At 41.1% G+C, this 16,657-nt stretch carries 10 protein-coding genes; 6 read left to right on the forward strand and 4 right to left on the reverse strand.

The genetic code is table 11. The annotated features are described in order from the left end of the window. Positions 1-46: 46 nt before the first annotated feature. The 5 genes from JEY82_RS12390 (at position 47) to JEY82_RS12410 (ending at position 4,917) form a co-directional block, all read left to right on the forward strand. On the forward strand, positions 47-1,438 hold the full coding sequence (locus JEY82_RS12390; RefSeq protein ID WP_304085871.1) for a sensor histidine kinase KdpD: 1,392 nt from the start codon (positions 47-49) through the stop codon (positions 1,436-1,438). Between the two features lie 451 nt (positions 1,439-1,889). Continuing rightward, on the forward strand, positions 1,890-2,576 hold the full coding sequence (locus JEY82_RS12395; RefSeq protein WP_092157747.1) for a S24 family peptidase: 687 nt from the start codon (positions 1,890-1,892) through the stop codon (positions 2,574-2,576). Between the two features lie 191 nt (positions 2,577-2,767). Next, positions 2,768-3,622 carry a 3-methyl-2-oxobutanoate hydroxymethyltransferase gene (panB, locus tag JEY82_RS12400; RefSeq protein ID WP_304085873.1) on the forward strand — a complete coding sequence of 285 codons (855 nt, stop codon included), beginning with the start codon at positions 2,768-2,770 and terminating at the stop codon, positions 3,620-3,622. Between the two features lie 53 nt (positions 3,623-3,675). Beyond that, on the forward strand, positions 3,676-3,945 hold the full coding sequence (locus JEY82_RS12405) for a hypothetical protein (RefSeq protein WP_304085875.1): 270 nt from the start codon (positions 3,676-3,678) through the stop codon (positions 3,943-3,945). A 6-nt stretch (positions 3,946-3,951) separates the two neighbouring features. After that, positions 3,952-4,917 (forward strand): hypothetical protein, encoded by a 966-nt coding sequence (locus JEY82_RS12410; protein ID WP_304085877.1) that lies wholly within the window; start codon positions 3,952-3,954, stop codon positions 4,915-4,917. Positions 4,918-5,019: 102 nt separating this feature from the next. Here the strand turns inward: JEY82_RS12410 and JEY82_RS12415 are convergent, their stop codons facing one another. From JEY82_RS12415 to JEY82_RS12425, 3 genes are all read right to left on the reverse strand, one after another. After that, positions 5,020-6,186: a hypothetical protein gene (locus JEY82_RS12415; RefSeq protein ID WP_304085879.1), complete on the reverse strand. Its 1,167-nt coding sequence runs from the start codon at positions 6,184-6,186 to the stop codon at positions 5,020-5,022. A 73-nt stretch (positions 6,187-6,259) separates the two neighbouring features. Then, the gene (locus tag JEY82_RS12420) at positions 6,260-6,856 is read right to left on the reverse strand and encodes a 3'-5' exonuclease (RefSeq protein WP_304086108.1); all 597 of its coding nucleotides are present in this window, start codon (positions 6,854-6,856) and stop codon (positions 6,260-6,262) included. A 373-nt stretch (positions 6,857-7,229) separates the two neighbouring features. Continuing rightward, the gene (locus JEY82_RS12425) at positions 7,230-8,831 is read right to left on the reverse strand and encodes a peptide chain release factor 3 (RefSeq protein WP_304085881.1); all 1,602 of its coding nucleotides are present in this window, start codon (positions 8,829-8,831) and stop codon (positions 7,230-7,232) included. Between the two features lie 418 nt (positions 8,832-9,249). Between JEY82_RS12425 and JEY82_RS12430 the strand changes: the two genes are divergently transcribed. Next, on the forward strand, positions 9,250-10,224 hold the full coding sequence (locus JEY82_RS12430) for a hypothetical protein (RefSeq protein ID WP_304085883.1): 975 nt from the start codon (positions 9,250-9,252) through the stop codon (positions 10,222-10,224). A 6-nt stretch (positions 10,225-10,230) separates the two neighbouring features. On the opposite strand, the gene JEY82_RS12435 is transcribed toward JEY82_RS12430, so the two are convergent. Then, on the reverse strand, positions 10,231-16,623 hold the full coding sequence (locus JEY82_RS12435) for an AAA family ATPase (protein ID WP_304085885.1): 6,393 nt from the start codon (positions 16,621-16,623) through the stop codon (positions 10,231-10,233). Positions 16,624-16,657 lie beyond the last annotated feature (34 nt).

The following is a 16,657-nucleotide window of genomic DNA, read 5'->3' on the forward strand; positions in this document are numbered from 1 at the left end:
ACAGAGTAGTTTAACGTCCCTCCTTATAGACCCGCAGGAATAAGTTATGAATGATGCAAAAAAAAGTGCTGATGTTTATTCAATTAAGACAAAAGATGCACTTGGTGTCGGTGTACACCTGATTTCGGAGGTTGGGCCGGAAGAACTGTTAATTATACAGCGCCGTGTTCATGAGAAGATGGATGATTACAAAGGTTACAGCTTTTCGACGGTAGAGAAGCGTGCTTTGATGATATTTTTTGATTTAGCTCAAGAATTTGAAAAGCTTGAAGAGTTTTTCACAGTATGTACTTCTGTTCCTAAAGTCCTTTTCGGCGTTGATTGCAGGCTTTATATTGCAATTGGAAAGGACGAGTTTGTTCCGGTTGGCGGCACAGAAACGAAATCTCCGATTTGTACCTCTGTGCCTCTTGAAAAAGAGTTTAAAGGGGGCCATCTTTTTATTCCCATCCGCGGAAATCATGACCTTATCGGCCAACTTGATTTTAAGCCGGCCGGAGATGTTATCGGTTGTTTTGAAATTTATAATTTTAGTGATCTTTCTGCTCATCAGTCTCTTTTCTTTGAAAAATATGTTAACCGTATCGGTTTTCAATTGCATAGTAAGCTCTTACGTCGCAAAGGGCAGGAACATCTCGAGTTTGTCCGTAATCTTGTTAAAGACGTAGGGCATAACGTTATTGTTCCTAATATGTATTTTAAATTGTTTTATAATAGACTTAGAGACCGTATTGAGAACATTCAGAAGCTTAGTGATGAGCTGAATAGCAAGTCTTCCGGCGAAATAAAAAATGAACTTAATACGTTGTATGCCGGTTTGGTTTCTCAGTTTAATGAAATTCACAGTCATTATGAGCAGACAAGTCTGTTTCTTGAAACTTTACTTAGACGCAGACATTTTGAAGAAGGGCGCTACATAGTTGAGAAGAGGCCGTGTAACCTTCTTAAGCAGATAATCGAGCCGCAGTTGGAACGATATAAATCACGCTTTGAGGAGCGGGGAATCAGGATTGATATGAGCATGGGAGGCGTGCCTGATCGTGAAGTGCGCATTGTTGCCGATGTCGGTTTGATCTCTCAGGTTTATGCGAATCTTTTTTCAAACGCGGTTAAATATACCCGTGAAGTCGTTTTGCACAATGGCAGTCATGACAAGTTCACCGCATACGGTTGGGATCATCTCAAGAAATTTTTTGAGAATGGATGGGATGGTTTAAAGCTGAATGTGTTTACTTCCGGTCCTCCTCTTTCTTTAGAAGATAGTGATAAGTTGTTTCAAGCCGGATTCAGATGTGAAAATACAGGAAGTGAATATGGTTCCGGGCATGGTTTGTTTTTTGTAAGGCAGGTCGTGGAGCTTCATGGGGGGAAAGTAGGATATGAAAGCGGGGAGCGTGGGAATAATTTTTATTTTATTCTTCCTTTTGGACCTGAATAATACATTCCAACTAAGACCTGTTGAAAGTTCTCATATAGAATAATTTTTTGGCAGAGGATTATAAGCTCTTAGATTGTTAAATTCAGAATATTGAGTTTTTTTCTTGAAAAGTGCAACGTCCGATTTTTATTTATATTTTCCCCAAAAATATTTTGACAACAAGTTTGTTGAATTTGTTTTATTGTATAATGTAGGTGTTGCTGCATGCTTTTCAGTGTTAGATAAGATGTTCAGCTATTTTTAAGGCGTGTATCTATATAGATTCATTTTTAAGACTTCTCGAAATATCGCATTTGTGTTGGTTTTGTTTGTTTGTGTGTAGGGTGAGAAAGATTATCACTTCATACATATGAGTTGCGGTTAAGCGGTTTTATAGTGTACCTGTGCATTATCTTTTTCGGAAACACAGCCAACTCCAGATAAATAGCCTGACCCGTAGGAGGATATATATATGTCTAAATGGTTCGACGAAACATTAGAAAGAATTAAAAAAGCAACTGGAACAAGAACTCAGGTTCAGCTGGCTGAGATTTTAAACATCAGGCAGTCAAGTATTTCCGATGCTAAAAGACGCAGTTCTATTCCAGCGGAATGGTATATTAAATTATACAAAACTCATGGATTGAATCCTGAGTGGCTTTCCGATGGTGTTGAGCCCGTATATATGAAGCCGGGTAAAGGCAAAATTTCAGCTGATAATATTCTGAGTGAAACAACCGCACAGTACGGACAGGTTCCGTCAAGAGGAAGGGTTGTTCCTGTTTCTTCAATGGCCGGCGAAGAGTCCGGTTCTGAACAATGGGCACCGCAGCAGGTCGGGGAATTGAATATCCCTGAGACATTTTACAGACCTTCTATGGTTGTTCTTAAAGTAGAAGGTTCTTCAATGGAGCCAGCCATTAGAAGAAATGCTTTTGCGGGAGTCGACGAGACTCAGAAGCGGCTCATGGCCGGTGATATTTATGCTGTCCATGTTCCTTATCAGGGTGTGGTCATCCGCAGGGTCTTTTTTGATCCTGAAAATTCACGCTTTATTTTACGCCCGGAAGACCCTCAGCATCCCGAACTGTACATAGCTGTTCAGGATCAGAATAAGCTGGTTGTCGGACGTGTTGTCTGGGTTATGCAGGAAGTTTAGTTCTATCTTATCAGTATCTTTTAAAAGACCCGGATTTTCCGGGTCTTTTTTTTGCCTTGTGAACTTTTTCCTTTAACTTGACGATTAGGCTTGCTCTTGCTCAAGTGATTTCGCTTCTGTTAATTTGGAATCTTTTTGATTATAAGTGCGCCCCTGTGCGAGATCATTAAATTTATATATGAGGTCATGGTATGAAAAAAGTTACAGCTCCTGCAATCATAGACTTGAAAGGTAAGAGAAAAATCACAGCAATAACCGCTTACGACTATTCTTCGGGACAAATTGCCGACGCTGCGGAAGTGGATATGATTCTTGTCGGAGACTCATTAGGGATGGTTGTTCTAGGTTACGAAGACACTCTGTCTGTTACTATGGAAGATATGCTTCATCATACGGCGGCTGTTTCACGCGGGGCTTCAAGGGCGCTTATTATTGGAGACATGCCTTTCATGTCTTACCAGCCCTCTGTTAGTATGGCGGTTGAGAATGCTGGAAAATTTTTAAGCAAGACTGGCGCGCGTGCCGTTAAGCTTGAAGGCGGGTTTCCTTTTCTTGAGCATGTTCGCGCAATTGTCAGTTCCGGCGTGCCTGTACAGGGCCACATCGGCCTGACTCCTCAGCATGTTGCCCGGTTTGGTGGGTTTAAGGCTCAGGGTAAGACTGCCCGTTCGGCAGCGGCCCTTGTTGATGAAGCTCTTGCGCTTGAAGCTGCCGGATGTTTTTCAATTGTGCTTGAAGCCATTCCCTCTGAAGTTGCGCAGGAGATTACGAATCGTGTTTCGATTCCTACAATAGGCATCGGGGCAGGACCTGATACAGACGGGCAGATTTTAGTCTATCACGATATTTTGGGCCTTTTTGATAGATTTGTACCTATGTTTGTTAAGAAATTTGCTCAGCTTCGCGGTGATAGTATCGGCGCGATAAAGACTTATTGTGATGAGGTTTTTGCAGGGGAGTTCCCGGGAAAAGAAAACTTTACTAATATGAATGCTGACGAATTGAAGATATTCAAAACTTTGCTTATGGAAAATAATAAGAATTAAGCGTTCGGTTGCAACTGTAGTTTCTTGCACTTTTCTTAAATATGGAGGTTGTTATGGCAATTGCAGTTTTTGATATTGGACTATCTGTGGAAGCGGTTTCGCTTTTTCTTATGATTGAAAGCCTTGAAGGCGGCAAGATCGATGCATCACAGAATTGCATAGCTCCCCGTCAGGTTGTCACCGCTAAGAACTGTCTTGAAAAGTGGAATGCTGATGAAGGCGATTTTCATAGTGCTGTAAAGGAGCTTGTCGCGCGGAATGTTATTTCTGATGATCATTCTGAATTCAAAATATTAAGTTCTGATGTATGGATAACAAAGTAGGTTTAATTGTCTTTTTCTCCTGAAATTTTATGGAACGGTCTGGGATGGCCTCTGGTCCGGCTCGTGATGTTTATCAGTATTGGTCTTTTGGTTGGGAATATTCTGGAAGGGCTTCGCTGGACAAGGGCTATGGGTAAAGTTGCCACTCCTCTTATCCGCATGGGAAGGCTTAAAGATATCAGCGGAGCCAGCTTTGCTTTGGCTTTTTTTTCAGGAGTTGCCGCTAATTCCATGCTTTCGGAAGCTTATGATAAAGGTGAAATATCTGATAAAGAATTAGTTGTTTCTAATCTTTTCAATAGCTTACCGACTTACTTTCTGCATATGCCCACGGTCTTTTTTATAGCCGCTCCTTTTATCGGGCGGGTTGCTTTTATTTATGTAGGGCTGACGCTTCTCGCAGCATTTCTTCGTACCGGGCTGATTATTCTGTGGGGCCGCATGTCACTTTCCCCGGAAGGATGTTGCGGCAGTATCTCAGCAAAGTTGAAAAGTCAGGAACCTCGTGATTTAGCTGCTGTCGCGTCTACAGCATTAAAGAGACTGCGCAAAAGGTTGCCACGTGTAATTTTTATTACGGTCCCCATTTATACGGCATTCTTTTTCTTGCGCCATTATGGCGTGCTTGCTTCTTTTCAGACTTTTTTAAGTGAACACTTGAGCTTTCTATCGTGGCTTAATCCGGAAATTTTCGGAATAGTAGTCTTTAGTCTGGCGGCTGAGTTCACGGCAGGACTGGCTGCGGCGGGTTCTCTTCTCGGGGCAGGTACGCTGGGGCCTCGGGATATTGTTCTGGCTTTGATGATCGGTAATATTTTATCAACTCCTATGCGGGCGTTGCGTCATCAGCTTCCATATTATGCGGGAATTTTCAAAGGCAGAATGGCTTTGAAGCTGATTGTTTACAATCAGGCATTGCGAGCTTCAAGCTTGTTTGTTGTAGGGGCTGTTTATTTTTACGTGACCAGTTAGATTCTTGTCTGAAATGGAAAAGAAAAAGCCTATCTCTTTTTACAAGGGATAGGCTTTTATCATTTTGACGGTACAGACGACTTAGGTAGTCAAATTATCTGTTTACTCTTTGAATTTGCAACGTCCGTTCTTGGTACACTGAATTTTGCCCAGAGTTGCGCCTGCCTGAGATTTTAGCATGCATCTTTGGTAAGGGCTGCCGGAATAAGCATAATAGCTGTTGAGCGCGCTATAAAAGCTTTTTAAAGATTTTCTGGATTTCCCTTCAATGGCTTTATCGTCAAGTGTGACAAAAAGAGTTGAACCTCTTAGAATATTTTTTAGAAACAGTTTTTCACCTGACGATGTCTGAACGTTTAAAAAATTGTTTAGTCCACGCAGTTTGGATTCATATGAATCAAGCTTGCTCGTATATAGCGTTAAGGCTGGATTCAGGTTCTTGAGAGCTTTGTAACCATTTATATTCTGCTTAATATGATAGCTTGGAATTGATTGAACATAATTCATCAAAAGAGTTTCTTCGGTATTGCCCAAATTCTGTTGATATTCCGTGGGGCAGGAATAGCCTTTGCGGTTCAGTTCAGAATCATAGAAAAATAGACAGAGTTCTTTTTTAGGTCTGGGAGTAATTTTTTCAACTTTATCAAGAAAAGCTAAAGATGTTTTTTGAGGAGTGTCATCATCTGTGATGAAAAGATAAACATCGCGGTTAATTTTCAGATCGTGAATGTTTTTATCTTTAGCCGCTTCTCTAAGGCATTTTTTGATAAAGTTATTTCTGGTTTTTTGAAGGTCACTGCGTTCTTTATAGTGCTCCACTCGAGCTGCGTAATAACTGTTGAGCGGGAACAATTCTGCCAGTCTAGTGTAACCCTTAAGGTTTTCTTCAACCTGAACAGGGCTGAGTGCGTAGACATGTTTATACAACAGTTTTTCAATCTCTGCGTTGCTCAGATTATCGGCAGTTTTTGTTTTTACAGAAAGGAGGTTGCTGTTAAATACGGCAATGGGGAATGATTTGAAATCACACCCCGTAGAAGAAGTGCGACTATGAAGAGCTGTAATGCGTGAAGCAATTTTAATGGATTCAGCTTTATCTGAAGTTGCCAGTATTGTGAGAAATTTGCCGTTTTCCTGAATAGTCGTTTGAACGCCGGGAATATTAGTCAATTCCGTTTTCAATAAATTGTCACAGTCGTCCTGCGCAAATGCGGAGGTTGCGGTGAGCAAAATAAAAAACGCTATAATGACGGGGAATTTACCTTTCATTGTAATGTGAGACCTTACTTAGGGGTGTTTTGATGCCCGGTTTTGAGAGTTGCAAGTCCTACAGAGAGTGGGTTTAAAGAGCTCCCATTTCCTGAAATTTTAAATAGATTTCTCTGCTTACCCAAGCATCGGTCGCTGCATACGTGATTTGTTGCGGAGAGAGATCTTTGCGCCCCCAGTTAGAGCATTGAACTCCTTTGGAAATGCGGAAGCCGAGCAGATTGGCAGCAAGATTACGAAGTCCGTTGGTCTGCATTTCAAGAGATCTTGCAAGATCCCCCAGATCAACAAATCCTTTTGCTTCAAAGTGAGAAACTTGTTTCAGCTCTTTTACATCATTTATAACTGCAACTCCGGTTTTAATAATATTGGCGGAGGAAAGCAGTTTTTTTATTTCGATTGATAGCGGAATGTGATTCAGGTGCAGAAGGTAAACACAGTTGGCTGTCGCAAGCTGAATCAGTGATGGAGGATACGAAAGCCCTTTGCGGAAGACAGGTCTGGTTTCTGTGTCAAATCCAAGTAATCCTGATTCACTTATTTCAGCGATAATTTCAGGGATGTTTTCTTCACAATCAATAAGCTTGATAGGTCCTTCGTACTGTCGCAAAGGAAGCTCGTTGATTTCCTCTTTAGTAATTTTTTTCTTATATTTTTCAGGTAATTGCATAAGGTTGAAGGGTCTGTTCCTGACGGTCGGTTTATTAGTTCCCGCCAACCCGTGATTTGTCAGGCTTAAAGAGCCTGAAAGATCACGGTCCGGCAGGATAGGGTAACAAAAAGCGGCTAATTTTAAGTCGCATACAGCCAAAGTTGTGTTAAATACCGAGCAAAAAATATTTCGCAGATTGTTTGTCTGCTGTAATTTTTGTTCTTTCTTGTTTTTTGCGCTGCCTCTGACATCCGGTTTTAACTATATTCAACGCGGATAATTGAGTTAGAGCTTGTAATAATCACCTAGTTGGATATTAGCCTATGACGGCTTCGTCAACCCCGTGTAACAAATTTGATGCTTATATTTTTATGCGGGGTTGATTAAAAGACTATTGATGCTCTCTTGTTTTTTGGAAAGAGATCTTCGGCCATTCTTCTTCCGCCTGTTGTAATCTCCACTGGCTGGGGGCAAGAAAGGTCAGATTGTTATCTCCGTCAAGAGCTACAAAGCGGGGATAACGCTTTTTAATTCCTTCCAATTCTTTAATATCGTCACTGGAAAGCCATCTTGCCGTGTGAAATTCTACTGGTTCGTAAAGTGCTTCAACGCTGTACTCACCTTTCAAGCGGGACATGATTACTTCGAACTGGAGCAGCCCGACAGCTCCGAGAATATTATCGTTGTTGCCTAGAGGTTTGAAGAGCTGAACCGCGCCTTCTTCTGCTAGCTGGTGCAATCCTTTATTGAGCTGTTTGCTTTTCAGCGGATCTTTAAGGCGAACTCTGCGAAAATGTTCAGGGGCAAAGTTCGGTATTCCGGTGAATTTCAATTCTTCCTTCGAAGAAGTAAAGGTATCACCGATTTTGATGGTTCCGTGGTTGTGAACACCTATAATATCACCGGGCCAGGCTTCTTCAACTCCTGTACGGTCCTGAGCCATGAAGATAGTTGCATTGGCAATTTGAAAATCTTTACCGATGCGATGATGGCGGACCTTCATTCCTCGGGTAAATTTACCTGAACAAATGCGCATGAACGCTATGCGGTCACGGTGCGCGGGGTCCATGTTGGCCTGTATTTTAAAGGCAAAGGCTGAAAAATCGCTTTCAAAGGGTGAAACATCGCGGGTTGTGCTTGCTCTGGGGCCGGGGCAGGGAGCCAGTTCAACAAAAGAATTCAGCATTTCCTGAACACCGAAGTTGTTGATGGCGCTACCGAAAAATACAGGAGTCTGCTTACCTGCGAGATAGCGTTCTTTATCAAAAGGGTAACCGGCACCTTGTAGCAGGTCCAGTTCTTCGCGTAGTTGATCAGCTTGAGATCCAAGCAGTTCATCAAGGCGCGGACTATTCAGATCAGTTATGACTTCCCCTTTTTGAATAGAGCCGCCGTGAGTTGCAGAAAAAAGGTGAAGTTCACCTTTATGCATATTGTATGTTCCTTTGAAATCTGAACCCATACCAATGGGCCAGCTCAGCGGAGCGCACTCAATTTTTAAAGTTTCTTCGATGTCGGCAAGCAGGTCAAAGGGATCGATCCCTTCACGGTCCATTTTATTAATGAAAGTGATGATGGGGGTATCGCGCATGCGGCAGACTTCCATCAGTTTTTTTGTCTGATTTTCAACACCCTTTGCGCAGTCGATAACCATAAGAGCTGAGTCTACTGCTGTTAATACCCGGTATGTGTCTTCGGAGAAATCCTGATGGCCCGGTGTATCAAGCAGATTGATTTCATAATCGCGATAATTAAATTTCATAACAGAAGTTGTTACGGAGATACCGCGCTCCTGCTCCATTGCCATCCAGTCGGATGTTGCGTGGCGGTTTGCTTTGCGGGATTTTACTGTTCCCGCCATCTGAATAGCTCCACCATAAAGGAGCAGTTTTTCAGTTAAAGTTGTTTTACCTGCGTCAGGGTGGCTGATAATGCCGAAAGTGCGTCTGCGCTCAACTTCTTTTTTGATAATTTTATCTACTTGTTCCTGCATGAGAATATGTCCTTTACCGGGCTTTGCCAGTGTGACTTTTGATTGTGTTTTTTAATAAGCCCTTTGTCTTTTTCAGGGTCTTGAAAGTCCGTATCAGGATTAGCGCAAAGGTCAAGTGCAAGTTTTTGCTCCGTCGGTGCAAAGTATAGCTCAATTTTTGCTTTTTAGATTGCTTTAGTTTATTTGTTAGCAGCTGAAATATTTTACGGAATTCGTATTTTATTGAACTGTAATTGTTTTAAAATGGTTGTAATATTACCTTCTCGTATTCAAACTGTGATCCGGTTTGAATCTGTTTCTTGAGAAAAAGACCTGCCAGATGATGTGATTTGTGGAAATGGATTTAAAATCAGGTTATACTTAAGCAGTATCGTCAGCAGCAGGAATTCATTTATTATTTTAGTCGGGGTGTTTAGCAATGATTCAAAAAGCCAGTCTCCGTTTGTTGCAGCGTCAGGCAATGCCAACAACGGTTCTTTCAAATGATATTTATAGGAAAACTTCACTCCTCAATGATATTGAAGAGGCGGGGGACGCTGGCACCGAATTAGACGGCCCATTGCTGCTGAATATCCTCGTGAAATTTTTTCATGCCTATGTTTATCCGGGGTCGCATGAAAGAGTGCTTACCCTTGAAGAAATCTCATTGCTTTTTGATCAGTTTGTACATCGCAGGCTTGGAAGTGATGTTCTTGAAGGATGTTTAGATATTCGCAAGACATTGCTTTCATATGGTTTTGCTTTGTGTATGCTGGCCGATTTACCCAAGAGTGCGCATATCTTTAAAGCTATTGCAGAAGGGTCTACAACCTTAGACGGGAATACTTTCACGGGGCTTGATATAGGTTCGGGAACTGGCATTTTGATGCTTGCAATGAGTGTTTTTGCAAAAAGAAATGGTTTTTCAAGTACGTCCTTGGTCGGAATAGAGCGCAACCAGATTGTAGCTGAAAGAACAAATGAAATTATGGGAAGAATGGGATTAGGTAATATTATAGTTGCTGATGCCAAAAAAAACGACACTTACGGATTTCTTGAAGATAAAGAAATTCATTATGTGACTAATGAAACTTTGCCGAGCGTTAACAGAAGTCTTTGGAAAGAAGATTTTATTTTTATATGCAAGACTCTTTATGATGGTTTTTATTCTCAGATAAAGAATGCTAATTTCTTCCCGGATTCTGTTTTAGTTGGGCGGAGTTCAACAGATATGCTTACGGTTTTAAACAGTAGTAACGGTTTCCAGTTGGAAAGTGGCGATTATCCACTCAGGCTTATGAAGCCTTATGCTATCAGTCTTTCAGGAAGTATGATTCCTTTGGAATCCATAGGGCATGCGTATGAAAAATATATACCGGAGGTTTGGAAAACAGTTCTGACTCGTCGCTGGTAACAGTGGTTATTTTTCGAGGTAATCTTCGAGGATAGAAATTAATTTTTTCTTTTTTATCGGCTTTGCCAAGTGATCTGTACATCCGCAATTTATACATTTCTGGGCATCTTCCAGAAAAGCGTTGGCGGTTAATGCTAAAATTGGAGTTATCTTTTTTTTGTTATCCAGTTCAAATTGCCTGATAGCTTTGGTTGCTTCGTACCCGTCCATTACGGGCATCTGGATATCCATAAGAACTAAATCGTAGTTTCCAAGTATATATTTTTCCAGTCCTTCCTTGCCGTTTTCTGTCATAGTAATTTGGTAGGGGCTTTCTTTCAGATACAGATCCACGACCCTCCGATTGTCTTCGGAATCTTCAATCAGAAGAATGGAAGCCTCCTTTTCCCTGAAGGAGTCTGTCCGATTTGTTTCATTTTCAAAGTTAAGATCAAAGTCATTCAGGTCTTCAATTATTTTTTTATCTGAATCTGATTCATTGATTTCATTTGCGATACTTCTAGGTGATACGGGTTTATGAATATACGAAGCCCCGAGCTGTCTGGCTCTTACCGTTGCTCTGGGCACAGGTTTGGCTTCAATTAGCATGATCAGTGACCAGCCTTTGCATAAATCTTTTTTCAGTGTTCTTAAGACATCAAAACTATTTGCATCCCATGCCGGTTCTCCAATTATAAGAGCTTTACGGCTGCTTTTTGCAAGAGACAGTTCCGCAGCCGTTGTTGTTGCCTGATTCATTGTTTCGGCAACGCTAACGGATGCACCTAAATCTGTTAGGGCGTTTTTCAGATATTTTCGAGATGGATAATTTTTATCAATTAATAGAATTGAGATTCCGTTCAAGGGGAGTGATTTATGTTGATTTTGTGGAAAGGTAAGCTGCATTGTAAAAGAAAAGGAAGAACCTTGGTCTTTCTGACTGCTGACGAATAGTCCTCCGCCCATACATTTTACCATTTGCATGCAGATTGATAAACCAAGTCCTGTTCCTCCAAACGTTCTGGTCGTGGAGGAGTCTGCCTGAGAAAAAGTATCAAAAATCTGATTCATTTTTGAGTCCGGGATGCCTATGCCCGTATCCTTTATGATAATTTTGAGCATTCCTGTTTCAGTTATAGATGCTTCGTAGGTTACTGAACCTTGGTCAGTGAATTTAAGGGCATTCCCTACAAGGTTTACGAGAACCTGTCTTATTCTGGTGGGGTCTCCGTTAATTATTTTAGGCAATTCGGGTGCAATATACCAAGATAGGTCAATACCTTTGCTTTGTGCTCTCAGTGCGAAGATGGAGCCGATTTCCTCGAAAATGTCTTCTAGTTCGAAGTCTATTTTTTCAAGTGTTATCTGTCCTGCTTCGATCTTTGAAAGGTCTAGAATGTCGTTTATGAGCAGAAGAAGGTTCTCTCCTGCATTTTTGAATATCTTTACGTAGTTTTTTTGAGCTTTGCTAAGTCTTGACTCCCATAGCAGATCAGCCATTCCGAGAATTGCATTCATAGGAGTCCTTATTTCGTGGCTCATGCTGGCGAGAAAATCACTTTTAGCCTTATTTGCTGCGTCTGCCGCAACTTTTGCACGCTCGAGTTCTCGAGTTTTTTTCTGTTCGGTAATGTCTTCAATAACCCCTTCCATCCATTTGGTTTTTGAATTTTCGTCCAAGTATAATGAAGCCGTTATATTTACCCATATCGGAGTTCCATCTGTTTTTTGCATCTGCACTTCTTTGTCGCGCACGCTCTTTCCACTGAGCAGTTCGTTGAGAATTGAATAGTGGTTTTCTTGATGAATAAATAAAGATTTTATCGGGGTCATGTGGAAGCTGTCCCAGTCTGAATAGCCGAACATTTTAGCTAAGGCCCGGTTGCCTCTGATCAGTTTGCCTTCAAGGCTGGCTTCAGCTCGGTATACTCCAACGTTAATACTTTCCAATAGTGTGCGGTACTGTGTTTCAGACTCTCTGAGATCTGAATATAGACTTGCATTCTGGATTGATATGGCCGCTTGAGAACAAAGCAGATTTAATACTTCGAGCCGTTCTTCGGTGAAAACCCCGGGGCTGAGATTGTTCTCAAGATACAAAACTCCACGCATAACTTGTTGATTAATGATCGGCATTGCCAAAACAGATTTAGGAGAATGTTTAATTATGTAGCTGTCGATGATAAAAGGGCCCTGTGAACTTGCGTCTCTTAGAACAATGTTGTCTTTTGATCGGAAAACGTAGTTAACAATGCTTTCGCAATATGAGCTTGCTTTAGGGGTAGATTTTACTTGTGTCGATATTCCGTGTTTGGAAACTTCGGCATGAGCGACCAGTTCCAGCGTGTTTTTATTATTAAGTAGAAGAGATGCTTTTTGTGCTCCGGCGTTTTCAATAACAATGCGCATTAACTTGTCGAGCAATTGTTCAAGGACTATTTCTCCTGAAATAGCAAGAGAGGCCTTCATTACAGCGGAAAGATCTAAAGAATAAGAGCTTTTTGTCTTGCAACAGGCCTGTTCAGACTTTGTTTCCATGAGAGAAGGGGTGAATTCTTCCGGCAGTGAATGGTAGTCTGTTATTAATTGGTTAACCTTTGCAGAGGCTCCCCAGTTTTTATAGTGTTCGCAGGCTTCGTCTATTAAAGATATCCCGGTCCGCTTACTGCCAATTGTGAAATGAAATTTAGCGGCCAGTTCACATGAAAGGGCTGCAAAATTATTAAATCCGTTCCTTATGCTTGTGCGGATAGCCTCTTCGTAAAGACGCAGAGCAGAGCTTGATTGCCCTGTTAGTGAATGATGCTCAGCGCTTGCAAGAAGAAAAAGATGACTGAAATTTTCAGGGCAATTTTGTTCCCATATTTTAAGTTTAGCCAGTGAATTTTTTATGCGTTTCTTGAATGTTTTTTGTTTGGGAACTGAGGAGTCGTTGTAGAGAGCGGTCATATTGATGACACTGAAAAAATGAAAAATTGGAACATTAAGCATTCCAAACAAATATTTCTCAATGTTTTTTTGTATGTTTTCAATTTTTTCAAGAGCTTGCTGATTGTATCCGAAAAAAGAGAGGGTGATAATTTTAGATATTTTGGCCCAGTATTCAATTACTTCAGATCCATTATTTTTGGCCATTCCGATTAGTTCTTTTTCATGGAAAGATTCGTCGTTTAAAAAACCGGGAGTATGGGTTGTGCCTTCAAAGCTTTTGGACATTTGCTTAATTAACTGGAGAACTCCTGTTGTGAATTGGTTTGGGGTGTTCTGAAGAAAGTTTAGGTATTTATCAGCATTCGTCCTTACATCGGACAGAGAGGAGCCTTGAAGAAATTTATAGTAGACTGCAAAGTAGCTGGCATATCTTCCGTAGGTTGCATCTCCATTTAATTGTCCGGATTGAAATGCTGTTTCAAGTGTGCGGATATTTTGAGCTATCGGGACGTGCCAGTGATCGTGAGCACATCCTCGAAGCATGTTTATTTTTGTGTCCAGTTCGTTGTTTCCAAACTGTTTGTTTAAGCCGACTGCGAGTTGTGTATATTTTTTAGATTTTTCAAAGGAGAAATCTTTAGCCGCTAAAAACATTGCATAAAACATATATCCAAATGCAGATGAAGGTGCGTTGCCGTATTTTAAAGAAAGCCGGAGCATTTTTAGTACAATGAAAAACACAAGCTGTTTATTGTACATGTATGCCGGAGTAATTATGTGCATTAAGAGCTTCATTATTTCCAGTTGTTCAGGATCTTTCATTTTAGGGAGATTATAAAGATCTTCGACTGATTTGTTATGAAGCAGTGTTCTTGTTTTGAGCAGTTCAGAGATCCGGGCAAACTTACCCGGATGTTCAGGAAGGTTCATGCTGAACAATGTCAGGAGTTCAAGAGCCATTTTGACTGCGTCTTGATACCTGCTCTGATTTGTATAACGCATTATTTTAGTGAGCTTAATTTTTAAAATATCGTGTTTGTTTGCAGCCTTTTCAAGTATGGTTGTAAAAATCTCTTCAGCATGTTTTGTCCCGTCGTTCAGGTATTCACATTCCAGCCAGTCAAGGTGCATGTCAAAAGTCAGAGCGTAGTTTTTTATCCAGCAATCCTGATTGAGTAACTGAATTCCAGTAGCAAAGTAATTTGCAGCCAGATCAAAGGCAGAACTTCTTTTAGCCTTTTTGCCCGCACGTCGAAAAATGGCTGAAACTTGATACCGTTCATCTTCTTCTGTTAATTCGGAAAGGCTTTCTTTGAACTGCATTGCAACATCGAAAATGATCTCTTCTATTTTTGAATCATCGAAAATTCGCAGCATGTTGCGCCCGATTTTTAAATGCAGGGCAGTTTTTTCTTGTTTCGTGAGCATGGAATATGCAGCCTGCTGGACTCTGTCATGCATGAAAGAGAGTTGAGGAGTCCATTTGAGATCAGAACTGATAAGGTCTGCACCTTCAGGGGACTCTTCGCTTGAAAGGAGCAATCCATTGCGGAGCGCGATATTTAAAAAAGAGACGATTTCCTCTTTAGAAAGATCGGTGACCGCAATTAATGTATTCATGTCGAATTTACCGCCTATGCAGGAAGCGGTCTTTAAAATTTTTTGATCGTCCGGTGCGAGATTCTTGATTTTTTCGGCCATGAGTTCAACGATATTTCCATCCATGGAAATTTTGCGAATGGCTTTAACATCCCAGTCCCATCGGGTTTTTTCATAGTTGAATTTTATCAGTTCAGCCCTGTAAAGATTACGAATATATTCGCGTACAAATAAAGGGTTGCCACCTGTTCTGTTGAATATCAGTTTTGCAAGTTCGCTGGCACGTGACCGTTCTGTTCTAAAGGTTCGGCTGATGAAGCCTAAAACATGTTGTTGTTTAAGCCTGTTAAGAGGGATTGTTATAATGTTGGGGGGCCCCGTAAGCATATCACGGACATCGCTGTTCAACGATTGGCTGTCTCTGTATGCCCCGATAAACAAAAGGTGTGTAGTTTCTTTGTCGGCAATCAGTTCTGTGATCAGGGCGGTTGTTGAAGCATCCGCCCATTGTAGATCATCAATGAATAGAACCAGAGGGTGATCCAGATTTGGAAAAATTTTAATAAAATTTTTAAAAACCAAGTTAAATCGGCTGCGAGCCTCTGTTAGGGGCAATTTTGCAGGTGGCGGCTGTGGCCCGATAAGCAATTCCAGCTCGGGGATGACTTCGGTAATGAGTCCCGCATTTGAGCCCAGTACTTTGATAATGCATTTTCCCCACGCATTTATTACGGGGGTTGAATTTGTTAATCTCTTACGGATTAATTTCTGAAAAGCCTGAATCAGCGCGCTGTACGGAATGTTACGTTTGAATTGATCAAATTTACCTGAAATGAACTCTCCACGAGCTTCGTCGACTTGTTTGTGAATATCATTGATGAGAGATGTTTTTCCAGATCCAGGTTCTCCCTTGACCATGACCACTTCACAACTGCCCAGAGCTGATTTTTTGAAAGCTTTCAAAAGAAGGTGTTTTTCTCTTTTTCTTCCGAACAGTCTGCGTGAAAGGGTGAATGTGTCCGAGATGTCTTTATCCCCAGCCTTGAATCCTTCAGGAAGAAAAGATTTTTCACATATTTTTAAGCAGATTTTTAAATCTTGTTTTATTCCGTGGGCGGATTGATATCTATCATTCGGGTTTTTCGCCAGAAGCTTTAAAATTACAGCGGAAAGCTGTTCCGGTATTTCTGGGTTTATCATGTCAGGAACAGGCGGTTCCTGCGCAAGATGGCAATGTATGAGTTCCGATGCATCTTCTGCTGAAAAAGGAAGTGAGCCTGTGAAAAGTTCATAAAGAGAAATTCCAAAAGAGTAAAAGTCCGATCTGTGATCAGATTCTTCACTTATTCTGCCGCTTTGTTCCGGAGAAATATACGGAAGAAAATTATCTGAAACTAATCCTATAGTTATCCCTGATGCGCTGTCCGGGAAGCGTGAGCAACGTTGTAAGCCGGTCATGACAACTTCATGCATGTCACGGGATACCGCAAAACAGTCAGGTTTAACGTTTCTATGCAGGAATCCTTTCGAGTGGACGCAATTTAAAGCTGTCAGAGCTTTTATTGCGAGAAGGATTTTTAGTTTAAGGTCAATGTCTGTATTTATAATAAAATTATTAAGTAAAGAGTAGCCCTTGTCTTCAAGGATGAGAGCTAGGGAATTATCTGTCTGGTGGAGAGCTATAGGATATATTGCTCCCTGTTTTCCTATTTCCAGTGAAGTCGCATATTCATTTTTTATTTCAGATAGCAGTTTGTGTGAGGGAAATTTTGAAGTCGGATATTTGATAAGGACAGTAGATCCGTCGTAATCTCTCACAGCTCTGCATAAGGAAAGTTCATCTTCTTTAAAAAGGGGACCGACTTTTTCATAGCCGACGAGATCAATCATAAAAAACAGCTCCCCATAGTTAGGTGACCGCATT

It is taken from the genome of Maridesulfovibrio ferrireducens (assembly GCF_016342405.1).
Classification (GTDB): Bacteria; Desulfobacterota; Desulfovibrionia; order Desulfovibrionales; family Desulfovibrionaceae; genus Maridesulfovibrio; species Maridesulfovibrio ferrireducens_A.

What these genes read in the sequence shown, in the direction of transcription:
- JEY82_RS12390 (WP_304085871.1), top strand. Translation starts at nt 47, where the DNA reads ATGAATGATGCAAAAAAAAGTGCTGATGTTTATTCAATTAAGACAAAA.
- JEY82_RS12395 (WP_092157747.1), top strand. Translation starts at nt 1,890, where the DNA reads ATGTCTAAATGGTTCGACGAAACATTAGAAAGAATTAAAAAAGCAACT.
- panB (WP_304085873.1), top strand. Translation starts at nt 2,768, where the DNA reads ATGAAAAAAGTTACAGCTCCTGCAATCATAGACTTGAAAGGTAAGAGA.
- JEY82_RS12405 (WP_304085875.1), top strand. Translation starts at nt 3,676, where the DNA reads ATGGCAATTGCAGTTTTTGATATTGGACTATCTGTGGAAGCGGTTTCG.
- JEY82_RS12415 (WP_304085879.1), bottom strand. Translation starts at nt 6,186, where the DNA reads ATGAAAGGTAAATTCCCCGTCATTATAGCGTTTTTTATTTTGCTCACC.
- JEY82_RS12420 (WP_304086108.1), bottom strand. Translation starts at nt 6,856, where the DNA reads ATGCAATTACCTGAAAAATATAAGAAAAAAATTACTAAAGAGGAAATC.
- JEY82_RS12425 (WP_304085881.1), bottom strand. Translation starts at nt 8,831, where the DNA reads ATGCAGGAACAAGTAGATAAAATTATCAAAAAAGAAGTTGAGCGCAGA.
- JEY82_RS12430 (WP_304085883.1), top strand. Translation starts at nt 9,250, where the DNA reads ATGATTCAAAAAGCCAGTCTCCGTTTGTTGCAGCGTCAGGCAATGCCA.
- JEY82_RS12435 (WP_304085885.1), bottom strand. Translation starts at nt 16,623, where the DNA reads ATGATTGATCTCGTCGGCTATGAAAAAGTCGGTCCCCTTTTTAAAGAA.